An 18,070-nucleotide genomic window follows, 5' to 3' on the forward strand; every position below is an offset into this window, starting at 1 on the left:
AGCGGCCCGGCGTCCTGAGGCCCCGCCGCGACTCGTGCCACCGGGTGGCCGGGTGACGACACCCCACCACCCGGTGGCACGCCCGCCCGGGGACGGCCGGGCCTATGCGCGACGCCGCCTCAGCGCCAGCACCAGCAGCCCCGCGCCGCCGAGGACGAGCAGCCCCCACGTGGCGGCGCCGCCCTTCGGGTCGTCCCCGGCGGCCGTGCCGCCACCGGGACCGCCGGGCTTCGCCCCGTCCTCGGCCCCGCCGGAACCGCCGCCGTCGCCGCCGCCGCTCTCGACCGCCACCGCCTCGACGGGGCTGCGCTCGCCCTCCGTGCCGAACAGCAGCGTCGTGCCGTCCGGCGTGTACGTCACCGACTCCGACTGCCCCTGGATCGGCCCGCGCACCCGGTGGTCGGCGCCGAGGCGGCCGTCCTTCCACGCGTACCCGCGGGCGCTGAAGTACGAGCGGAGCACCAGCTCCTTCCCGTCCGGTGAGAAGGCGCCGTCGGTCACCCACGGCACCTCACCGATCCGCCGGAACACGTTGGTCTGCCCCGTCCTCAGCGTGGCCGGACCTTCGTAGAGGCCGCCGCCGTCCTCGTTCTTCGAGGCGATGTAGACGCGGCCGGTCTTCGGATGCACCATCAGCGCCTCGGCGTTGCGCGCCCCGTCGGCGTACTTCACGTCGAACTGCGTGGCGTCCACGGTCTGGTCGCGCAGTCGCTCCGGCTCCGGGAAGCGGTAGATCCAGACGTGGTCCCAGCTGCCGTCGAGGTTGTCGCCGATGTCGCCGACGTAGACGTTGCCGTCGGGCCCCACGGAGATCGCCTCCATGTCCCTGGGCCGGCCGACGCCCCGCAAGGTGATCGTCGCCACCGTCTCGCCGGTCTTCGAGTCGACGGCGAAGACCCGTGGCTGGTCCTGGTCGTTGTGCGTCCAGTAGATCCCCGGGTGCGCCCGGCTCGCGGCGAGCCCGCTGGACTCGGTGATCCGCGGGTCCTTGATCGTGAACCCGGAGTGCTCGTCGGCGGCCGCGGGCACGGCGGCGGCCAGCACGAGGACGGCCGCGAGGCCGGTGACGTACGGAAGCGAACGCATGCCCCAAGCCTGCCACCTCCGGCAGCCGGCCCCTACGGACTCTCGCTCGGCGGCCGGCCCCCACGGGCGCTCGCCCGGGCGGCCCGCCCCTACGGGCGCTCGGCGGTGAGCCGACCCGGATCCGCGCGGGTGAACCGGGCGGCTGGCCCCGGCGCTGACGGGCATCGGAGGGCAGCGACCGAAGCACCTGACCGGCCTCGGAGCAGTGTCCAGCCTCACACCGCCGACAGCTGACGGGTTACTGGCGGGTTCGGCCATGATTGCGCCCATGCGCTTTCTGTTCGTCGGCGATTCCATGACCATCGGGAGCGCCGGCGAACACAGCTGGCGCTACCGCATGTGGCAGCACCTGGTCTCCACCGGCGTGCCCTTCGAGATCGTGGGCCCGCGCCGCGAGCTGTACGACATCGCCGCGAACGCCCCCGTGTCCCACGCCTACGCCGACCCGGACTTCCCGGCGGACGCCCGCCGGCACCTGGCCGGGTGGGGCGAGGGCTGGCTGCACATGGCACCCGTGATCCGCGAGACGGTCGCCGCGGAGCGGGCCGACGTCCTCCTGGTCTCGCTCGGACTGATAGACCTCGGCTTCTACACGAACAGCGACCAGACCGCGGCGAACGCCCGCGCCTTCATCACAGAGGCCCGCCTCGCCAACCCGTACGTGCGGATGGTCCTGCTTCCGGTCATCCCGAACATCCGCGCCGAGTCCGACGCCCCCTTCGCCGCCGAGTGCGCCCGCTTCAACGTGCTCCTCGCCAAGGCGGCCGCCGACCTGGACACACCGGCGTCCCCGATCCTGCTCGCCTCGCACCCGGCGCCGTACGACATCCACACCGACACCTACGACGGCACCCACCCGGGACCGACGGGCGAGACCAAGCTGGCCGGGGCGTTCGCGACGGCGATGCACCAGGCGTGGGGGCTGGGCGGGGCGTACGCCGCCGTCTGACGGGCCGGGCCGCCCTGCGCCGCCCTCCCGCACGCCGTTCCGCCGTGCCGCCCTCCCGCGCGCCGTTCCGCCGTGCCGCCCTCCCGCGCGCCGTTCCGCCGTGCCCGCCCTGTACCGCCCTCCCCCTTCTCTCGTCCATTGCGGGCTGTTGCTTCCGAACGGACCGCGTATCCGCGGTTCAAGCGGCTGATCATCGCGCACGGGCAGCACGAGGCCCTGGCCCCGAGGAGGAGCAGGGCTGTCGGTCACGTGACGCGGCCCCGCCGCCAGAGCGCGGAGTCGAGGGCCGCGGACTGCACCGGCCCGACGTGGGGCGTCCGTACCAGGGAATCGAGATGAGCGCCAAAGCCGCCAGTTGTTGATCTTGAAGCCCTGAAAGGTGGGGGAGTTGGCCGGCCGGCGGAGTAGCGGATAAGTTCTGCGGCACGAACAGATGCGGGTACGCCGGTATCTCCGGCAGATCGCGCGTCGGTGAGAGGGGCGTGCAGGCCCGGGCGACGTACGAACGGTTCGTCGGGGAACCTTGCCAACAGGAGCCGGACGACGGCACATGGCACGATGGGGAGGCGCTCGCCTGATGAGCAGTTCGCCAACGCCTGCGCTCGAGCCGGGCGGTGCCGACCGCGCGCCGCTGCCCCGCTCCACAACAGAGCCCCCTGAACACCACTTGCAGACACGCCAGGCAACCACACCGCCCTTGCCGCCCCCGACGTACGCGCGCGACCTGCCGGGCTGGCAGCACATCGGTACCGCGCTGCGCCGGACCCCCGCCTCGGTGTGGAACGACAACGTGACCGACTTCGCTGCTGCCCTCACCTATTACGCGGTGCTCGCGCTCTTCCCGACGCTTCTTGTCACGGTCTCACTGCTGGGAATCGTCGGCGCCTCGACCACCGACAACCTGATCAGTAACGTGATCGCTGTCGTGCCGACCGAGTCCCGCCCCGTCATGCAGAGCACGTTGCAGGGCATGGCGGAGCAGCACGCAGCTGCCTGGACGCTGGCCGTCTTCGGCACGATCGGCGCCCTGTGGTCCGCCTCCAGCTATCTGGGGGTATTCCGCCGAGCCCTGCACGTCATGTACGGCATCGAGGACCTGCGCCCGGCGTGGAGGACGGCACCACGGCTGGTGATAACCGCCCTGGTACTGCTGATGCTTCTGGTTTCCAGTGCCCTGGTACTCATCCTGACCGGCGAAGCGGCCCACACCGTCGGCCGGCTCGTGGGCATGGGCAGCATGGCCGGCACCGCCTGGAACGCGCTGAAATGGCCGTTCCTGCTGTGCCTGGTCGCCATCTTGGTGCTGGTGCTGTTCCGCTCGGGCCCGGCCGGGACACGTGGGGTGCGGCAGGGGCTTGTGGGAGACGCTCTGGCCGTGGCCCTGTGGCTCGTCGCCTCCGCCAGCTTCGCCCTCTACGTCTCGCACGTCGGCACGTACAACCGGCTGTACGGATCGCTCGCCGGGATCATCGTCTTCCTGGTGTGGCTGTGGCTGTCCAACCTGGCCCTCCTCACCGGCGCCCAGTTCAACGCCGAACTGGCCAAACTCCGCCGTCGGTGACCAACAGGGCATAAGCCACCCAGCCCTCGTCCCGGTCGGCCAGCCACTCCATTCCCCCGCACCCATGCACCCCTACAGGCAGAGCGGCGACCCGTACGCCAGGAGCCGTAGCCAGTGCCGCGGACAACCGCTGCCGTCGCGGCACGCCGCGTGCCACAGAAGACCCGCGCCGGCACTTGTGAGGTTGGAAAGGCCGAGAGCGTGACACACTCAGCTGGTCCGTCGGTGACGGTGCCCGCCCTGGTCATTGAGGAGACTGACGACGCGCTGCTACGCCGCTCTGCCTGCGTGCACGCCGACATTTTCGGACACCGGGACGGACCCCCGCGTAGCGTCTGCCGCTTCACGTCGCGGCTATCGGAACGTCCAAGCAAACCAATGTGGCTAGGAGCTTTGATGGCGCGGATGATCCTGCGTGACAAGACCGTGACGGAACCCGGGGACCGGGTCTCCGGAAAACCTCCCATGTCTGTGCTCGGCCGGGTACTGGCCATGCTGCTGGCCTTCGCGGCGATGGTGGGATTCGCGGTGGTGCTGGCCCGGCTGACGCTGGAACCGTCGGCGGCCTCCGTGCCGTTGACGCACAGTAATCTGCGCCCTGGTGACTCCATCCGTGCCTATCTCGCCCAGCCCGCGTCCCTTGACACGGTCAAGCAGCTCGGCGGCAATATCGTGATGGGTGTGCCGTTCGGTGTGCTGCTGCCGGTGCTCGTGCCCCGAACGCGAGGGCTGGTCCGGGTGGCGGTGGTCACCGCTCTCGTGATGCTCCTCGTGGAACTCGTCCAAGGCGCCCTGATCATCGGGCGTACCTTCGACATCGATGACGTCCTGCTCAACACCACAGGTGCTCTTCTGGGTTACCTGCTGATCGGCCTCCGGTTGGGCCGTGCAGTGCATCCCCGGCGCCGCCGCTGGTGGCGCCGATTCACCAAACACCCGGTGGCTGCTACGGATCCGACATAACTGAGCCTTTTCCGCCGCCCCTTTGGCGGGTGAGGTATCGCGCGGTGTTGACGGGGTCACCAAGCAGGGCGGCTACGCCAGTGCTGGTCCCTGACCGAACCAGACCACAGAAGAGAGTGAGACGGACAGACCATGATCCATGCAGCCGATATCCGTGAGTGGCGCAACCACAACGTCGTCGACCCCAAGGGTCGCAAGATCGGCGTGCTCGAAGCCGTCTACGTGGACACCACCACCGACGAACCTGCCATGGCCACGGTCCGTATCGGACTTCCCACCCGTCACCGGCTGGCTTTCGTGCCCCTCGCCGAGGCGATCCTGGGACCGGACTACGTCAGGGTCTCCTACGACAAGGCGCTGGTGAAGAAGGCGCCCGCGGTCGGCATGGACGATATCCTGCCCGCCGAGGCAGAGGAAGCGATCTTCCATCACTACGACCTGACCTACCAGCCGGGCGCTGGCGGCGAGAGGCAACTCGCGCGCCGCTGACCGCCCGCGCTCACCCCGAAGGAGGTGTTCGTGTCATGGCTCTGTTCCTGTTTCTTGTTCTGGTCGCCGTCGTGCTGGGAATCGTCGGCGTGGTGGTAAAGGGGCTGGGCTACCTGCTGATCATCGGCATCGTGGTCCTCGTGGCCGCTGTGGCCTTCATCGCGGTGCGCTGGTCCCGGCGCTCCGGCCGCCGCCCCATCCGATAACGCAGGCCGGTAGCCGCCTGCGGTCGCCGGCGGGTGCGTGCGTGACCTCGCGGGAGCGGGCGCGTTGAGCTGGACGACACGTGCGCGTCCCCGCGGCACCCATGCGGGCGGGCCCCGGATCCATGCCCGGCACCCGGGGCCCGCTCACTGCCCGGCTCGGCTCGCCGGGTGCGGGATGATGCCGTTCGTGTGCGTCGCGCCGTCCGCGTCCCGTTCCTCCAGCAGCCGCAGCAGGCCGGCCCGCTCCACCGGGCTCATCCGGCCGTGGATGCCGTCGCAGATCGCCGTGTTCATCGCCCTTCGCGCGGCGCCCTTCGAACAGCCCATGCGATCCCCTCCGTGCCACGAGACGAAACCCTGCGCGTGAAGACGACTCCCGGCTCGGAAGTCCAGGGCTACCCGGCCCGCCCCAAAACCCCGAGCACGGCCTGGGTGACCGCGTCCGGTCTGCTGCTGTGGATGTGGTGGCCCGCGGCCGGGACCACGGTGTGGTCGCCGCCGGGCACCGAGGCGGCGACGGACTTCTGGAGGTCCGTCCACCGGCGCCGCTTCCCCTCCGGCATGCCCCGGCTCGCGCTCAGGACCGTCACGGGGACGTCCGGCAGACTCGACGCGGCGCGGCGGCGACGGATCTCGGGGGCCGCCTCGGTGAACATGCGGGCCTCCGCGGCGGCGGCACGCACCTGCTGCCGGGCACCCGAGGAGGCGAGCCACGCCTCGGCCACCAGCTCCCGGACACTCGGGTCGTCGGTCGTGCGGGCTGCCTCGCGCGCCGCATGCCGGTGCCTGGACCGGCCGGTGAGGCGAAGAGCCGTGCGGGCCGCGAGCTGACGGGCCTGCATCCCCTCGGTGACCCGGCCGAGCCACGGCTGGAAGTCCTCGTGCGCGGGGTCGAGCAGCACCATGCCCGCCACCAGGTCCGGTTCGGCCCACGCCACCAGCTGGGCCAGCAGGCCGCCCCAGCCGTTGCCCACGAGCACGCACGGCCCGTCGCCGACCCGGGCCAGCAGCGCGGTCAGGTCCTCGACGGCCGCGTCGAGTGTGAGTCGGTGAACCGGGTCGCTCCCGCCGAGCCCCGCCCGGTCGTACGCGATCACCCTGGTGCAGCGGGCGATCGGTGACAGCACCGGGGCCCACGTGAGGCACGGCGTACCGCTCGCCGCGTCCAACACGACGGTCGGCCCGCCCTTGCCCGCTTCGACCCAGCGCAACGTCCGCCCGTAGCGGTCCAGCTCACCGCGTAACGCTCCGCCGGGGGCCAATGCCCCGACGGCCTCCGCAACCGCGTCGTCCACGAATTCCCCTCCAGATCCAACGCCCGGCGCTTGCGCCAACGAATCTGCGGGGTGAACGGTTCCGGATCGGCGCCGACGTTCTCGCGGCCCGGTGTCAGCCGGTGAGCAGGTCCGGGTTGTCGGCCAGGGCGGCAAGATGCGCACGCGGGTCGGCGATCAGTCTGCGGGTCGACAGGTCGAGCATCCCCGCCACGCCGGAGACCTCCGCGGCGACCGTGCCGTCGTCCTTGACGATCTGCTGCTCGACCTTGAAGGTCTTGCCCTCCCCATAGACGAACCGGCAGGTCACCCGCACCTCGTCGCCGCCACGAAGCTCGCGCAGGAACCTGACCGTCACCTCGAGTGCGACCGGGCCGACACCACTGGCCAGCAGCTTCTCCTGCGGCAGACCGGCGGCCCGCAGCAGTTCCCAGCGCGCGTGCTCGGCGTACTGGAGATAAACGGCCTGGTTCAGGTGGCCCTGAGTGTCGAGTTCGTAGCCGCGCACGGTCACATCGGAGAAGAAGGTCATGCCCGCGGCAACCTCACGGTGCCGTCAGGCTATTCCCGCCCGCCCGGGGACCGGCCGCCGGATGCGGCTGCCGGGAATGGCCGCCGGACGCGGCTGCCGGGACCAGTCACCGGATGCAGTCATCGGATGCAGTCCCGGATCCGGCTTTTCGGACGGCGCCGGCGGGGCACTCGTGGGGGCGTCGGAAACATGCACATTCCCCCGAGGGGAGGACTCATGGCCGGAGAGCTGCGAGCCAAGGACATCATGACCAGCGGTGCCAAGTGCGTGGGCGCGCATCAGTCGCTCCACGAGGCGGCCGTCATGATGCGGGACCTGGAGGTGGGTGCCCTGCCCATCTGCGGCGACAACAACAGGCTCACGGGCCTGGTCACCGACCGGGACATCGTCATCACCTGCTGTGCCGAGGGCATCAACCCGGCGGACGTGCAGGCGGGTTCCCTGGGCGGTGAGCTGCACTGGATCGACGCGGAGGCGGACGCCTCCGAGGTCCTGCAAGCCATGGAGAACAACCACATCAAGCGCCTGCCGGTGATCGACGTGGCCGGTGGCCACCGCCTGGTGGGCATCATCACGGAGGCGAACATCGCCAAGAACCTGAGCGACCGGCAGATCGCCGAGTTCGCGACCCGCGTGTACGCGGAGGCATAGCGCCCGCCCCTTCCGTCACGGTCACGGCAGGCGGGTCGGCGCCGAGCGGCTTCCGACGCGCCACCGCGCCACCGCCCCCTTGTGCGACGGCGCGGTGGCGCGGCCTCCCGGCTGCGCGCCGCTGGCTCCGGGCTGTGTCGAGGAGGGTTTCCGCGAGGTCACCGGGCCGGGAGAACATCGGCCAGTGGCCGGTGTCCATCTCGACCAGCCGCCAGTTCTCGCCGGTCAGCAGCCCGGCCACGGCACCCGTCGGCTCGGGGCCGTCGAGCAGAACCCCCTTGACTTGTCGGCCCGGTCGGGCCGCCTGGGACGACCGTACGGGGGCCGCTCGCGGCCATCCATGCACGGACGTGACTCATGCGCGTTGTCGCATAAATGGGGGGCTGAGTGGTCGGCTAAATGGGGGGCTGAGTGGTCGGCTCTTGCTTGGAGTGGGCTCGAAGCAGTTGGCTTGTGCCTCATGAAGTACACGCAGCTCGGACGCACGGGACTCAAGGTCAGCCGACTCGTACTCGGCACGATGAACTTCGGCCCGCAGACAGACGAACCGACAAGTCACGGCATCCTGGATGCCGCGCTCGACGCAGGTCTGAACTTCGTAGACACCGCCAACGTCTACGGCTGGGGCGAGAACAAGGGCCGCACGGAGGAGATCATCGGCTCCTGGTTCGCCGGTGACCCGACCCGCCGGGACAAGGTCGTCCTCGCGACCAAGGTCTACGGCAACATGGCCGGCGACGGGGACCCCTGGCCCAACCACGACCGGCTCTCCGCCCTCAACATCCGCCGTGCGGTGGACGCTTCGCTGAAGCGGCTGCAGACGGACTACATCGATCTGTACCAGTTCCACCACATCGACCGCCGCACTCCCTTCGAGGAGATCTGGCAGGCGATGGACGTCCTCGTCCAGCAGGGCAAGATCCTCTACGCGGGTTCCTCCAACTTCCCCGGCTGGGGCATCGCCAAGGCCAACGAGACGGCGCGCCGCCTCGGCTCGTACGGACTGGTCAGCGAGCAGTGCCTCTACAACCTGGCCGAGCGCCGCGCGGAGATGGAGGTCATCCCCGCCGCGCAGGACTACGGCCTCGGGGTCATCCCGTGGTCGCCGCTGCACGGCGGCCTGCTCGGCGGCGTGATCCGGAAGGAGAACGAGGGCAGGCGCCGGGCGTCCGGCCGCTCCGCGGACGCGCTCGCCAACAGCTCCGTCCGCGAGCAGGTGCAGGCGTACGAGGACTTGCTCGACAAGCACGGTCTCGAGCCGGGCGAAGCGGCGCTGGCGTGGCTGCTGACACGGCCGGGCGTCACCGGCCCGATCGTCGGCCCGCGTACGGCGGACCAGCTCGCGTCCGCACTGCGGGCGGTCGAGCTGGAGCTGTCCGAAGAGGTGCTCACGGGCCTGGACGAGATCTTCCCGGGGCCGGGCCCCTCGCCGGAGGCGTTCGCCTGGTGACGTAGGCGATGGCGGCCGCGGTGGCGGTGGCGGTGGCCGCCGCGGGTCCTACCGGCCCAGCGCGGCCGCCACCGCGACGATCACGAACATGAGCACCAGCGCACCGGCCATGATCTGATTTCTGGTCTTGGTTTTCACCCGACGAGATTAACCCGCGTCCCCGAGCGGCCAGGAACCGGCCACTTCGTACCGCGGCCGCTCGCCCGGGACCCCGCTGACGGGCAGGTTGCTGCGGACCAGAGCCAGCTCCCCCACCTCCCAGGGCGCGCCCTCGAACGCGTCCAGCGCGTGGACGTACGGGCGGAGGTCGGTGGCGGGATCGCGGGTGCGGGCGACGGTGAGGTGCGCCTGGTAGCGACGGTGCTCCTCCATACCGACGCCGGCGCGGCGGGCGGCGGCGTCCGCGCGCTCGGCCAGCAGCCGCATCTGCTCGATCCCGCCCGCAGCCCCGACCCACAGCGCGCGGTGCCCGAACCGCCCGCCCCGGTGCAGCCGCAGCGGAAACGGCGCCGTCCGGTGCGCGGCCCGCGCCAGCCGCGCGACGAGATCGGGAACGACCTCGTCGCCGACCTCCCCCATGAACGCGAGTGTGAAGTGCCACCCGTCGTGACCGGTCCACCGCAGGCTGTCGGCGTCGGGGAGCCGCTTCAGGGCCGCGACTTCGGTGGCGAGTTCGCCGACGGCCGCGGGTGGGGGAAGTACGGCGGCGAAGAGTCTCATGGCCCCCAGTGTGCCGCGTGCCCGCCCGCTGCGCGGGGCCGTTTCCTCTACCCGCCCGTTGCCGAACCGGCTCCGCCCCCGGGCCCCCGCGCCTAGTACTGCAACCGCATCTGGGGTGCCAGCCGGACGCGGCTTCACATGATCGTTCCGGATGGTTCCCGTGGCCGCCGGTGCCCCGGTCGGGGAGAGTAGCGTGTGGTCGTATGCTTCTCGACACCGTCGCATCCCGCACACTGGCCGTCCGCCACCTCGGCGAGGGACTGGGGAACCGGGTCGCCGATCTGGCCCGTCCCGGATACCGCCTCGACCTCATCGCCGAGGGTGAGCCGACCCGGGGCCATACCCGCTTCGGCGGAGGCGCGCTGCTGGAACCGGGCACGCCATGGCCCGGGGCCGACGGGATGCCACTGAGTCTGCTGGCGGTGCTCGACCTCGCCGAGTTCACGCCGCTGCTAACCGACGAACTGCCGCCGGACGCGGACGGCTTGTTGCTGAACTTCTTCCACGGCACCCTGAACGCCGCGGACTGGCGTGGTTCCTGGGATGATCCCGCGCTGTGGCGCGTCGTCCCGGCTGCCGTGACCGAAGCCGTCGAAGTCAGCGCCCCGAAGCCGGCTGTGCGCTTTCTTCCTACCCCGGTGCGGCCGGTCCCCGTTGTGACGCTGCCGGACTGCGAGGAAGTGGAGATGCAGGATCTCATTCAAGGGCCCGGCTCGGACCGCTTCGACTACGACGTGTGGGTCCGGTACTCCACCGAGACGAGGGATTTGACCGAAGAGGACCACCGGCTGCGCTGGCCCGTCAGGGGCGGGAAACACCAGGCGTTCGGCTGGCCGTGGGTGTTGCACTCGTCCCCGACCGCAGACGCCCGCAAGCAGTTCGCCAGGCGGACTCCGGACATCGTGGTGCCCGAGGACTGGCGGCTGCTGCTGCAACTCGACTCGGACGGCATTCGCACGGACGCGGGCTTCGCAGGCTGGCAGTGGGGCGACATGGGTGAGTTGCACTTCACCATCCCTGGCGCCGACCTGCGCGCGGGCGTGTTCGACCGCGTCGAGGCCGGCGAGCAAGGCTGACGCCGTTCCAGCGGCCGGGCGTCAGCTTCGCCACCACGGCCGAGCCGCCCTACCTAGCGCGGCAAGGGTCCGGGTCCGGGCGGAGCCCGGTTCGGGAAGGTGGAGGTTCCCCCGGTGGCCGCCGGGCCGCCGGGCCGCAGGGGGAGGGCAGGAGAACAGCCCGCCGCGGGCACCACCCGCGCCGCCCGGAGCCCCCCACCCGCCCGAGCCGCGCTGCTACGCCGCAGTCACCAACCGCTCGCGTTCCACGAACCGCACCCGCGGGTGCCCCCCGTTCCAGCCCACCGACAACCGCAGGCCGCCGACGCGCGCCAGCATCAGGCCGACGCCGGTCGCCGCGACCGCGGCCACCGCGCCGCCCGCCGCGAAGCCGATGCGTGCGCCATAGGTGTCCGTGACCCAGCCGACGAGCGGGGCGCCCACCGGCGTGCCACCGGTGAAGACCATCATGAACAGGCTCATGACCCGGCCCCGCATCAGCGGGTCCGTCGCCATCTGGATGCTGGAGTTGGCCGTGACGTTGACCGTCAGGCCGAACATGCCGATCGGGACCATCATCACCGCGAAGATCCAGAAGGTGGGCGCGAAGGCCGTCACGATCTCCAGCACTCCGAAGAGCACCGCCGCGCCGACGAGCAGTCGCAGCCGCGACGTGCCGCGCCGGGCGGCGAGCAGGGCACCGGCCAGGGATCCGGCGGCCATCAGCGTATTGAGCAGGCCGTACGTGCCCGCGTCGCCGTGGAAGACGTCGTCGACGAACGCGGAGAGCCAGATCGGGAAGTTGAAGCCGAAGGTGCCGATGAAGCCGACGAGGACGATCGGCCAGATCAGTTCTGGCCGGCCCGCGACGTACTTCAGGCCCTCCCGCAGCTGGCCCTTGCCCCGCGGGGCGCGCTCGACCTTGTGCAGTTCACCGGCGCGCATCATCAGCAGCCCCGCGATGGGCGCGAGGAACGACAGTCCGTTGAGCAGGAACGCGTATCCGCTGCCGACCGCGGTGATCAGGACACCGGCGACCGCCGGTCCGACGAGCCGCGCGGACTGGAAGTTCGCGGAGTTCAGCGAGACGGCGTTGCGCAGCTGCTCGGGGCCGACCATCTCGGCGACGAACGACTGCCGCGCCGGGTTGTCGACGACGGTGACGAGCCCGAGCAGGAAGGCCGTCAGGTAGACGTGCCAGACCTGGACGTGTCCGCTGAGCGTGAGCACGGCGAGCGCCAGGCCGGTGAGGCCCATCGCGGACTGGGTGGCGAGCAGCAGCTGCCGCTTGGGCAGCCGGTCCGCGAGCACCCCGCCGTACAGGCCGAAGAAGAGCATGGGGAGGAACTGCAGCGCGATGGTGATGCCGACGGCGGACGCTGATCCGGTCAGGCTGAGCACCAGCCAGTCCTGGGCGATGCGCTGCATCCAGGTGCCGGTGTTGGAGACGACCTGTCCTGTTGCGAAGAGCCGGTAGTTCCGGATCCTCAGCGAGCTGAACATGCTCTGCTTACGGGCAGGTCGGGCGGACAGGGTGTCGGGGTCGGTCGGTGCGGGGGCGGAGTCTGCTCCGGATCCCGTACTCAAAAGAGTTCGCCTCCTCGGCGTCGGCGGTCATTGCAGATGTGCGAGCTTCTCCAGGACGGGGGCGGCCGCGCGCAGCTTCGCCCACTCCTCATCGTCCAGACCCTCGGCGAGCGTGGCCAGCCAGGCGTTCCGCTTGCGGCGGGAGTCCTCGAGCATGGCCTCGGCCCGTTCGGTCTGGGTGACCACCTTCTGCCGGCGGTCGTCCGGGTGCGGCTCGAGCCGGACCAGTCCCTTGGCCTCGAGCAACGCGACGATCCGGGTCATCGACGGCGGCTGCACATGCTCCTTGCGGGCCAGCTCGCCGGGGGTGGCGGAGCCGCAGCGGGCGAGGGTGCCGAGCACCGACATCTCGGTGGGGCTCAGCGTCTCGTCGACGCGCTGGTGCTTCAGACGGCGGCCCAGCCGCATGACGGCCGAGCGCAGGGAGTTCACGGCGGCGACATCTGCGGCGTCAGGACCGTGGGACAGGTCAGGCATGTTTATTAGCGTAACTCATTACCCAGCCTAAAGAAAGCGGGTTACGGGGACGCCGCACACGTCATCCATATGGGTGAGACGCATCCCGAAAGTGACGCCGGGGCGGCCGTCGTACGACGACCCTGAGGCGCATGGGATCGACAGTGCTCAGCCTGCGGATGGACGGTGAGTTGCTCGACCGCATCCGGCAGCACGCGGCGAAACGGCAGATGAGCGTCCAGGACTATGTGGTCCGGACGCTCATTCGCGACGACTTCGACGAGCGCTTCAAGGCGGCCGTCGACGAGACGGAGAAGTTCTACGGCGTCCCCTGACGACGCCGGGGACGTGCAAGACGCGGGACCGGGCGAGCCCCTGTCGGCGTCGCGCACCGGACCGCGGGAGCGCCCGAGCACCGGCGTCGCGCACCGGACCGCGGGAGCGCCCGAGACCGACACCGCCGCCTACGGGGCCTACGGGCCTACGTGAGCCCCAGCGCCGGCATCGCGTAGGAGAAGACGAACACCGCCGAGACGGCGTACATGGCGGCGGGCACCTCGCGTCCGCGCCCCGCCGCGAGCCGCAGCACGCTGAAGGTGATGAAGCCGATGCCGATGCCGTGCGTGATCGAGTAGGTGAACGGCATCATCACCAGCGCCAGGAACGCGGGCGCGGCGATCGTGTAGTCGCTCCAGTCGATGTCCTTGATCGAACCGGCCAGGATCAGGAACCCGACCGCCACCAGGGCGGGAGTCGCCGCCTGCGAGGGGACCATCGTGGCGAGCGGTGTGAGGAACAGCGCCAGCGAGAACAGCACACCCGTGACCACCGACGACAGACCCGTACGGGCGCCCTCGCCGACACCGGCAGTGGACTCCACGAAGCAGGTGTTGGCGGAGCACGAGGCGGCGCCGCCCGCGGCGACGGCGATGCCGTCCACGACGAGCACCTTGTTGATGCCCGGGTAGTTGCCTTCCTTGTCCATGAGCTTCGCCTCGTCACCGACGGCGAGGATCGTTCCCATCGCGTCGAAGAAGCAGGACAGCAGCACGGTGAAGACGAACAGCACACCGGTCAGCAGGCCGACCTTCTCGAAGCCGCCGAAGAGGCTGACCTCGAAGAGCAGCCCGAAGTCGGGCGAGGAGACCGGGTTGCCGGGCCACTCGGGCGTGGTCAGGCCCCAGGACTCGACGTCGGCGACGGCGTGGACGACCATCGCGCCGACCGTCATCACGACGATCGAGATGAGGATCGCGCCCGGCACCTTGCGGATGATCAGCGCGAGGGTGAGCAGCGTCCCGAGGGCGAAGACCAGGACCGGCCAGCCGAGCAGATGGCCGCCGGTGCCCAGCTGGAGCGGGACGGTGGTGTGGGCTGCGTCGGGGATACGGGTGACGAAGCCGGAGTCCACCAGGCCGATGAGCATGATGAACAGGCCGATACCGATCGCGATGGCCTTGCGCAGGCCGAGCGGCACGGCGTTCATCACACGCTCGCGCAGTCCGGTGGCCACCAGCAGCACCACCACGAAGCCGGCGAGGACCACCATGCCCATGGCGTCCGCCCAGGCCATCTGGGGCGCGAGCTGGAGCGCGACGACCGTGTTCACGCCGAGGCCGGCCGCGAGCGCGATGGGGACGTTGCCGATGACACCCATCAGCAGCGTCGAGAACGCGGCCGTCACCACGGTGGCGGTGACCAGCTGGCCCCCGTCGAGCTGGTGTCCGTACATGTCCTTGGCGCTACCGAGGATGATCGGGTTCAGCACGAGGATGTACGCCATCGCGAAGAAGGTGGCGAATCCGCCCCTGACCTCGCGGGCGGCCGTGGAGCCGCGCTCCGAGATCTTGAAGAAGCGGTCAAGGCCGCCGGTGGCCTGCGGGGGCGTGGGCGGCAGGCCGGGGGCGTCGACCTTGGCGGTGGCCGTGGGGGACATGCGGTTGACCTCGTGAGGGGGTGTGGATTGGCCGGTTCCCTGGAGGTTCGTACGAGCGAAACCGGTCGGACGCAAACTCGTTCAGTATGAACATATAAATGGAAGATCGGTATCTCCGCGCGTAGACTCAAGGGGCGGCCCGTCCACGCCGGTCCTGAAACCCCGCCCAAACCTGGACCTACACTGTGCGCATGGCGAAGTGGACCCCCCGGCACGAGGCACCCGAACCCCTTGAGGGGCCGATCGTCGGCACCGTCATCGGCGGCACGATCCTCTGGTTCGTACTGTTCCTCGTCCAGGTCCCCTTCTACGGCTGGTTCGCCGACCGCGACCTGACGTGGTGGGTGTGGACCTGCCTGGCCGGCGCGGGTCTCGGGCTCATCGGCATCTGGTACGTACGCGGCCGCGACGCGGCGATCAAGCGCGCCCGGAGCACGGAAGCGTCCGGCGGCGCCGAGGCCCAGGAGCCGGGCGCACCCGCCTGAGCCGCAGCCGGGCGCACGCCGCCTGAGCCGCCACACACGCGTCAAATCCCTGCCGCCCGCGCCTCGGGGCCCTGCCGCCCGCGCCTCGGGGCCCTGCCGCCCGCGCCTCGTCCCCTTCCTCTCCCCGCCGTCCGCTCCCGCCGCCGTAGTGCCCAGGGACCATTCGCGTCCTCCCCCGGTCTGATCTTCCGCCGCTTCGGGCGGTGGTCCGGCATGCGCCGCCGTAACGTCGAACCATGACTCAGCGGGCGGACATAGCAGCCGACGGGCCGGAGCGGGGCCCCCTCGTGGGCAACGGCGCCGACCGGCGGTCTCCGGGCCTGACGTCCGGCGAGGTCGCGGAACGGGTGGCGCGCGGTGAGGTCAACGACGTACCCGTACGCAGCTCCCGCTCCGCCGTCGACATCGTCCGCGCCAACGTCCTCACCCGCTTCAACGCCATCATCGGCGTGCTGTGGGTGATCATGTTCTTCGTCGCACCGATCCAGGACAGCCTGTTCGGCTTCGTGATCGTCGCCAACACCGGCATCGGGATCATCCAGGAGCTGCGCGCCAAGAAGACGCTCGACTCCCTCGCGGTCATCGGCGAGGCGAAGCCGAGAGTGCGACGGGACGGCGTCACCACCTCGGTCGGCACCTCCGAGATCGTCCTCGGCGACCTCGTCGAACTCGGCCCCGGCGACAAGGTCGCCGTCGACGGCGAGACCGTGGAGGCCGACAGCCTCGAGGTCGACGAGTCACTGCTGACCGGCGAGGCCGACCCCGTCCTCAAGCGGCCGGGCGACCCGGTGATGTCCGGCAGCTTCGTGGTCGCGGGCGGCGGCGCCTTCACCGCCACGAAGGTCGGACGCGAGGCGTACGCGGCGCAGCTCGCGGAGGAGGCGTCCCGTTTCACGCTCGTCCACTCCGAGCTGCGCTCCGGGATCTCCACGATCCTCAAGTACGTGACATGGATGATGGTCCCGACCGCCATCGGCCTGATCATCAGCCAGCTGGTCGCCAAGGACAACAACTTCAAGGACTCGGTCGCGCGGACCGTCGGCGGGATCGTGCCGATGATCCCCGAGGGGCTGGTCCTGCTCACCTCGGTCGCCTTCGCGATCGGTGTGATCCGCCTCGGCCGCAAACAGTGCCTGGTGCAGGAGCTGCCCGCCATCGAGGGGCTCGCCCGGGTGGACGTCGTCTGCCTCGACAAGACCGGCACCCTCACCGAGGGCGGCATGGACGTCACCGAGCTGCGTCTGCTGAACGGGGCGGACGAGCAGCACGTACGCACGGTCCTGGGCGCGCTCGGCGCGTCCGACCCGCGACCGAACGCCTCGCTCCAGGCCGTCATCACGGCCTACCCGGACGGCGGGGGTCACCGCTGCACCGCCGCCCTGCCCTTCTCCTCCGCCCGCAAGTACAGCGGCGCGACTCTCTCGGAAGGCGACGCCGGCGGTGACGGGGCCGTTTCGACGTGGCTGCTCGGCGCACCCGATGTGCTGCTGTCCGCGAGGCACCCCTCCCTGGCGGAGGTCGACGACCTCAACCGGCAGGGGTTGCGGGTGCTGCTGCTCGCACGAGCGGAGGGCTCCCTGGACGCGCCCGCCGAGAAGACGGCGGCCGCCCTCGTCGTCCTGGAACAGCGGCTGCGCCCCGACGCCGCCGACACCTTGCGCTACTTCGCCGACCAGGACGTAGCGGCGAAGGTCATCTCGGGCGACAACGCGGTCGCCGTCGGCGCGGTCGCGGCCAAGCTCGGCCTGCCGGGCGCCGATTCGACGCTCGACGCGCGCAAGCTGCCGGCCGAGCGCGAGGCGATGGGCGCGGAGCTGGACGGCGCCGCGGTCTTCGGCCGCGTCAGTCCGCAGCAGAAGCGGGACATGGTCGGCGCGCTCCAGTCCCGCGGCCACACGGTGGCGATGACCGGCGACGGCGTCAACGACGTCCTGGCGCTCAAGGACGCGGACATCGGGGTGGCCATGGGGTCGGGCTCCGAGGCGACCAAGGCCGTGGCGCAGATCGTCCTGCTCAACAACAGCTTCGCGACGCTGCCGTCGGTGGTCGCGGAGGGCCGCCGGGTCATCGGCAACATCACCCGCGTCGCGACCCTGTTCCTGACGAAGACGGTCTACTCGGTGCTGCTGGCGATCCTGGTGGTCTGCAGCCAGATCGAGTACCCCTTCCTCCCCCGCCATCTGACCCTGCTGTCCACCCTCACCATCGGCGTCCCGGCCTTCTTCCTGGCGCTCGCCCCGAACAAGGAGCGCGCCAAGCCCCACTTCGTGCGGCGGGTGATGCGGTACGCGATCCCCGCGGGCGCGATCGCGGCGACGGCGACGTTCTGCGCGTATCTGCTGGCCCGCTCGTACTACAGCGGCCCCGGCTCGCTGGCCGCGGAGACGAGCGTGGCGACGCTGACTCTCTTCCTGGTCGCGATCTGGGTCCTCGCGATCATCGCCCGCCCGTACACGTGGTGGCGGATCGGGCTCGTGGCGGCGATGGGCCTGGGCTTCCTGGTGGTGCTGACGGTGCCGTGGCTCCAGGACTTCTTCGCGCTGAAGCTGGTGGGCACGACGATGCCGTGGACCGCCGTCGCCATCGCGGCGACGGGCGCGGTTCTGCTGGAGCTGTCGTGGCGGGTGGTGGGGCGGCGCTTCCCGGCGTAGCCGTCCCCGCCCGACGAAG

19 protein-coding genes and 1 pseudogene are annotated in these 18,070 nt (G+C 70.7%); 11 read left to right on the top strand and 9 right to left on the bottom strand.

Annotated features, from left to right (window positions below; all coding sequences use genetic code 11):
* Positions 1 to 102: 102 nt before the first annotated feature.
* On the bottom strand, positions 103 to 1,086 hold the full coding sequence (locus AB0903_RS09495) for a WD40 repeat domain-containing protein (protein WP_366700699.1): 984 nt from the start codon (positions 1,084 to 1,086) through the stop codon (positions 103 to 105).
* Between the two features lie 268 nt (positions 1,087 to 1,354).
* Between AB0903_RS09495 and AB0903_RS09500 the strand changes: the two genes are divergently transcribed.
* From AB0903_RS09500 to AB0903_RS09520, 5 genes are all read left to right on the top strand, one after another.
* Positions 1,355 to 2,035, top strand: coding sequence for a GDSL-type esterase/lipase family protein (locus tag AB0903_RS09500; protein ID WP_366700701.1), 681 nt, complete (start codon positions 1,355 to 1,357; stop codon positions 2,033 to 2,035).
* A 577-nt stretch (positions 2,036 to 2,612) separates the two neighbouring features.
* A complete protein-coding gene (locus AB0903_RS09505; protein WP_366700703.1) occupies positions 2,613 to 3,596 on the top strand; it encodes a YihY/virulence factor BrkB family protein in 984 nt (327 codons plus the stop codon).
* A gap of 405 nt (positions 3,597 to 4,001) precedes the next feature.
* Positions 4,002 to 4,559 carry a VanZ family protein gene (locus tag AB0903_RS09510; protein ID WP_366700893.1) on the top strand — a complete coding sequence of 186 codons (558 nt, stop codon included), beginning with the start codon at positions 4,002 to 4,004 and terminating at the stop codon, positions 4,557 to 4,559.
* 132 nt (positions 4,560 to 4,691) lie between these two features.
* Positions 4,692 to 5,048, top strand: a complete 357-nt coding sequence (locus AB0903_RS09515; RefSeq protein WP_366700705.1) for a PRC-barrel domain-containing protein — start codon at positions 4,692 to 4,694, stop codon at positions 5,046 to 5,048.
* 35 nt (positions 5,049 to 5,083) lie between these two features.
* The gene (locus AB0903_RS09520; protein WP_366700707.1) at positions 5,084 to 5,254 is read left to right on the top strand and encodes a hypothetical protein; all 171 of its coding nucleotides are present in this window, start codon (positions 5,084 to 5,086) and stop codon (positions 5,252 to 5,254) included.
* A 144-nt stretch (positions 5,255 to 5,398) separates the two neighbouring features.
* Here the strand turns inward: AB0903_RS09520 and AB0903_RS09525 are convergent, their stop codons facing one another.
* From AB0903_RS09525 to AB0903_RS09535, 3 genes are all read right to left on the bottom strand, one after another.
* Positions 5,399 to 5,581 (bottom strand): hypothetical protein, encoded by a 183-nt coding sequence (locus AB0903_RS09525; RefSeq protein ID WP_366700709.1) that lies wholly within the window; start codon positions 5,579 to 5,581, stop codon positions 5,399 to 5,401.
* A 68-nt stretch (positions 5,582 to 5,649) separates the two neighbouring features.
* On the bottom strand, positions 5,650 to 6,549 hold the full coding sequence (locus tag AB0903_RS09530) for an alpha/beta hydrolase (RefSeq protein WP_366700711.1): 900 nt from the start codon (positions 6,547 to 6,549) through the stop codon (positions 5,650 to 5,652).
* Between the two features lie 94 nt (positions 6,550 to 6,643).
* The gene (locus AB0903_RS09535) at positions 6,644 to 7,060 is read right to left on the bottom strand and encodes a thioesterase family protein (protein ID WP_366700713.1); all 417 of its coding nucleotides are present in this window, start codon (positions 7,058 to 7,060) and stop codon (positions 6,644 to 6,646) included.
* A gap of 216 nt (positions 7,061 to 7,276) precedes the next feature.
* Here AB0903_RS09535 and AB0903_RS09540 point away from each other — a divergent pair, with 216 nt between their 5' ends.
* Positions 7,277 to 7,711: a CBS domain-containing protein gene (locus AB0903_RS09540; RefSeq protein ID WP_366700715.1), complete on the top strand. Its 435-nt coding sequence runs from the start codon at positions 7,277 to 7,279 to the stop codon at positions 7,709 to 7,711.
* A gap of 130 nt (positions 7,712 to 7,841) precedes the next feature.
* On the opposite strand, the pseudogene AB0903_RS09545 reads toward AB0903_RS09540, so the two are convergent.
* Positions 7,842 to 7,994, bottom strand: a pseudogene (locus tag AB0903_RS09545) (alpha/beta hydrolase); the annotation flags it as partial.
* 177 nt (positions 7,995 to 8,171) lie between these two features.
* Here AB0903_RS09545 and AB0903_RS09550 point away from each other — a divergent pair.
* Entirely contained in the window at positions 8,172 to 9,161 is a 990-nt protein-coding gene (locus AB0903_RS09550) for an aldo/keto reductase (RefSeq protein ID WP_366700717.1), read from the top strand.
* A 147-nt stretch (positions 9,162 to 9,308) separates the two neighbouring features.
* On the opposite strand, the gene thpR is transcribed toward AB0903_RS09550, so the two are convergent.
* Positions 9,309 to 9,881: an RNA 2',3'-cyclic phosphodiesterase gene (gene thpR / locus AB0903_RS09555; protein ID WP_366700719.1), complete on the bottom strand. Its 573-nt coding sequence runs from the start codon at positions 9,879 to 9,881 to the stop codon at positions 9,309 to 9,311.
* A gap of 203 nt (positions 9,882 to 10,084) precedes the next feature.
* On the opposite strand from thpR, the gene AB0903_RS09560 reads away from it, so the two are divergent.
* Complete coding sequence (locus AB0903_RS09560) at positions 10,085 to 10,957, top strand: DUF1963 domain-containing protein (RefSeq protein ID WP_366700721.1); 873 nt, start codon at positions 10,085 to 10,087, stop codon at positions 10,955 to 10,957.
* Positions 10,958 to 11,173: 216 nt separating this feature from the next.
* On the opposite strand, the gene AB0903_RS09565 is transcribed toward AB0903_RS09560, so the two are convergent.
* Together AB0903_RS09565 and AB0903_RS09570 are read right to left on the bottom strand one after the other, a co-directional pair.
* On the bottom strand, positions 11,174 to 12,523 hold the full coding sequence (locus AB0903_RS09565) for an MFS transporter (RefSeq protein ID WP_366700723.1): 1,350 nt from the start codon (positions 12,521 to 12,523) through the stop codon (positions 11,174 to 11,176).
* A gap of 27 nt (positions 12,524 to 12,550) precedes the next feature.
* A complete protein-coding gene (locus AB0903_RS09570) occupies positions 12,551 to 13,000 on the bottom strand; it encodes a MarR family transcriptional regulator (RefSeq protein WP_366700725.1) in 450 nt (149 codons plus the stop codon).
* A gap of 131 nt (positions 13,001 to 13,131) precedes the next feature.
* Here AB0903_RS09570 and AB0903_RS09575 point away from each other — a divergent pair, with 131 nt between their 5' ends.
* Positions 13,132 to 13,314, top strand: a complete 183-nt coding sequence (locus AB0903_RS09575; RefSeq protein WP_366700727.1) for a ribbon-helix-helix protein, CopG family — start codon at positions 13,132 to 13,134, stop codon at positions 13,312 to 13,314.
* 146 nt (positions 13,315 to 13,460) lie between these two features.
* On the opposite strand, the gene AB0903_RS09580 is transcribed toward AB0903_RS09575, so the two are convergent.
* The gene (locus AB0903_RS09580) at positions 13,461 to 14,915 is read right to left on the bottom strand and encodes an NCS2 family permease (protein WP_366700729.1); all 1,455 of its coding nucleotides are present in this window, start codon (positions 14,913 to 14,915) and stop codon (positions 13,461 to 13,463) included.
* 191 nt (positions 14,916 to 15,106) lie between these two features.
* Here AB0903_RS09580 and AB0903_RS09585 point away from each other — a divergent pair, with 191 nt between their 5' ends.
* Complete coding sequence (locus tag AB0903_RS09585) at positions 15,107 to 15,400, top strand: DUF2530 domain-containing protein (protein WP_366700731.1); 294 nt, start codon at positions 15,107 to 15,109, stop codon at positions 15,398 to 15,400.
* Between the two features lie 236 nt (positions 15,401 to 15,636).
* On the top strand, positions 15,637 to 18,051 hold the full coding sequence (locus AB0903_RS09590) for an HAD-IC family P-type ATPase (protein WP_366700733.1): 2,415 nt from the start codon (positions 15,637 to 15,639) through the stop codon (positions 18,049 to 18,051).
* Positions 18,052 to 18,070: the final 19 nt, after the last annotated feature.

It is taken from the genome of Streptomyces sp. NPDC048389, assembly GCF_040706335.1.
Classification (GTDB): domain Bacteria; phylum Actinomycetota; class Actinomycetes; order Streptomycetales; family Streptomycetaceae; genus Streptomyces.

Bases quoted from the DNA above. Each gene is read 5' to 3' on its own strand.
- AB0903_RS09495 (WP_366700699.1), bottom strand. From the start codon at position 1,086: ATGCGTTCGCTTCCGTACGTCACCGGCCTCGCGGCCGTCCTCGTGCTG.
- AB0903_RS09500 (WP_366700701.1), top strand. From the start codon at position 1,355: ATGCGCTTTCTGTTCGTCGGCGATTCCATGACCATCGGGAGCGCCGGC.
- AB0903_RS09505 (WP_366700703.1), top strand. From the start codon at position 2,613: ATGAGCAGTTCGCCAACGCCTGCGCTCGAGCCGGGCGGTGCCGACCGC.
- AB0903_RS09510 (WP_366700893.1), top strand. From the start codon at position 4,002: ATGATCCTGCGTGACAAGACCGTGACGGAACCCGGGGACCGGGTCTCC.
- AB0903_RS09515 (WP_366700705.1), top strand. From the start codon at position 4,692: ATGATCCATGCAGCCGATATCCGTGAGTGGCGCAACCACAACGTCGTC.
- AB0903_RS09520 (WP_366700707.1), top strand. From the start codon at position 5,084: ATGGCTCTGTTCCTGTTTCTTGTTCTGGTCGCCGTCGTGCTGGGAATC.
- AB0903_RS09525 (WP_366700709.1), bottom strand. From the start codon at position 5,581: ATGGGCTGTTCGAAGGGCGCCGCGCGAAGGGCGATGAACACGGCGATC.
- AB0903_RS09535 (WP_366700713.1), bottom strand. From the start codon at position 7,060: ATGACCTTCTTCTCCGATGTGACCGTGCGCGGCTACGAACTCGACACT.
- AB0903_RS09540 (WP_366700715.1), top strand. From the start codon at position 7,277: ATGGCCGGAGAGCTGCGAGCCAAGGACATCATGACCAGCGGTGCCAAG.
- AB0903_RS09550 (WP_366700717.1), top strand. From the start codon at position 8,172: ATGAAGTACACGCAGCTCGGACGCACGGGACTCAAGGTCAGCCGACTC.
- thpR (WP_366700719.1), bottom strand. From the start codon at position 9,881: ATGAGACTCTTCGCCGCCGTACTTCCCCCACCCGCGGCCGTCGGCGAA.
- AB0903_RS09560 (WP_366700721.1), top strand. From the start codon at position 10,085: ATGCTTCTCGACACCGTCGCATCCCGCACACTGGCCGTCCGCCACCTC.
- AB0903_RS09570 (WP_366700725.1), bottom strand. From the start codon at position 13,000: ATGCCTGACCTGTCCCACGGTCCTGACGCCGCAGATGTCGCCGCCGTG.
- AB0903_RS09575 (WP_366700727.1), top strand. From the start codon at position 13,132: ATGGGATCGACAGTGCTCAGCCTGCGGATGGACGGTGAGTTGCTCGAC.
- AB0903_RS09580 (WP_366700729.1), bottom strand. From the start codon at position 14,915: ATGTCCCCCACGGCCACCGCCAAGGTCGACGCCCCCGGCCTGCCGCCC.
- AB0903_RS09585 (WP_366700731.1), top strand. From the start codon at position 15,107: ATGGCGAAGTGGACCCCCCGGCACGAGGCACCCGAACCCCTTGAGGGG.
- AB0903_RS09590 (WP_366700733.1), top strand. From the start codon at position 15,637: ATGACTCAGCGGGCGGACATAGCAGCCGACGGGCCGGAGCGGGGCCCC.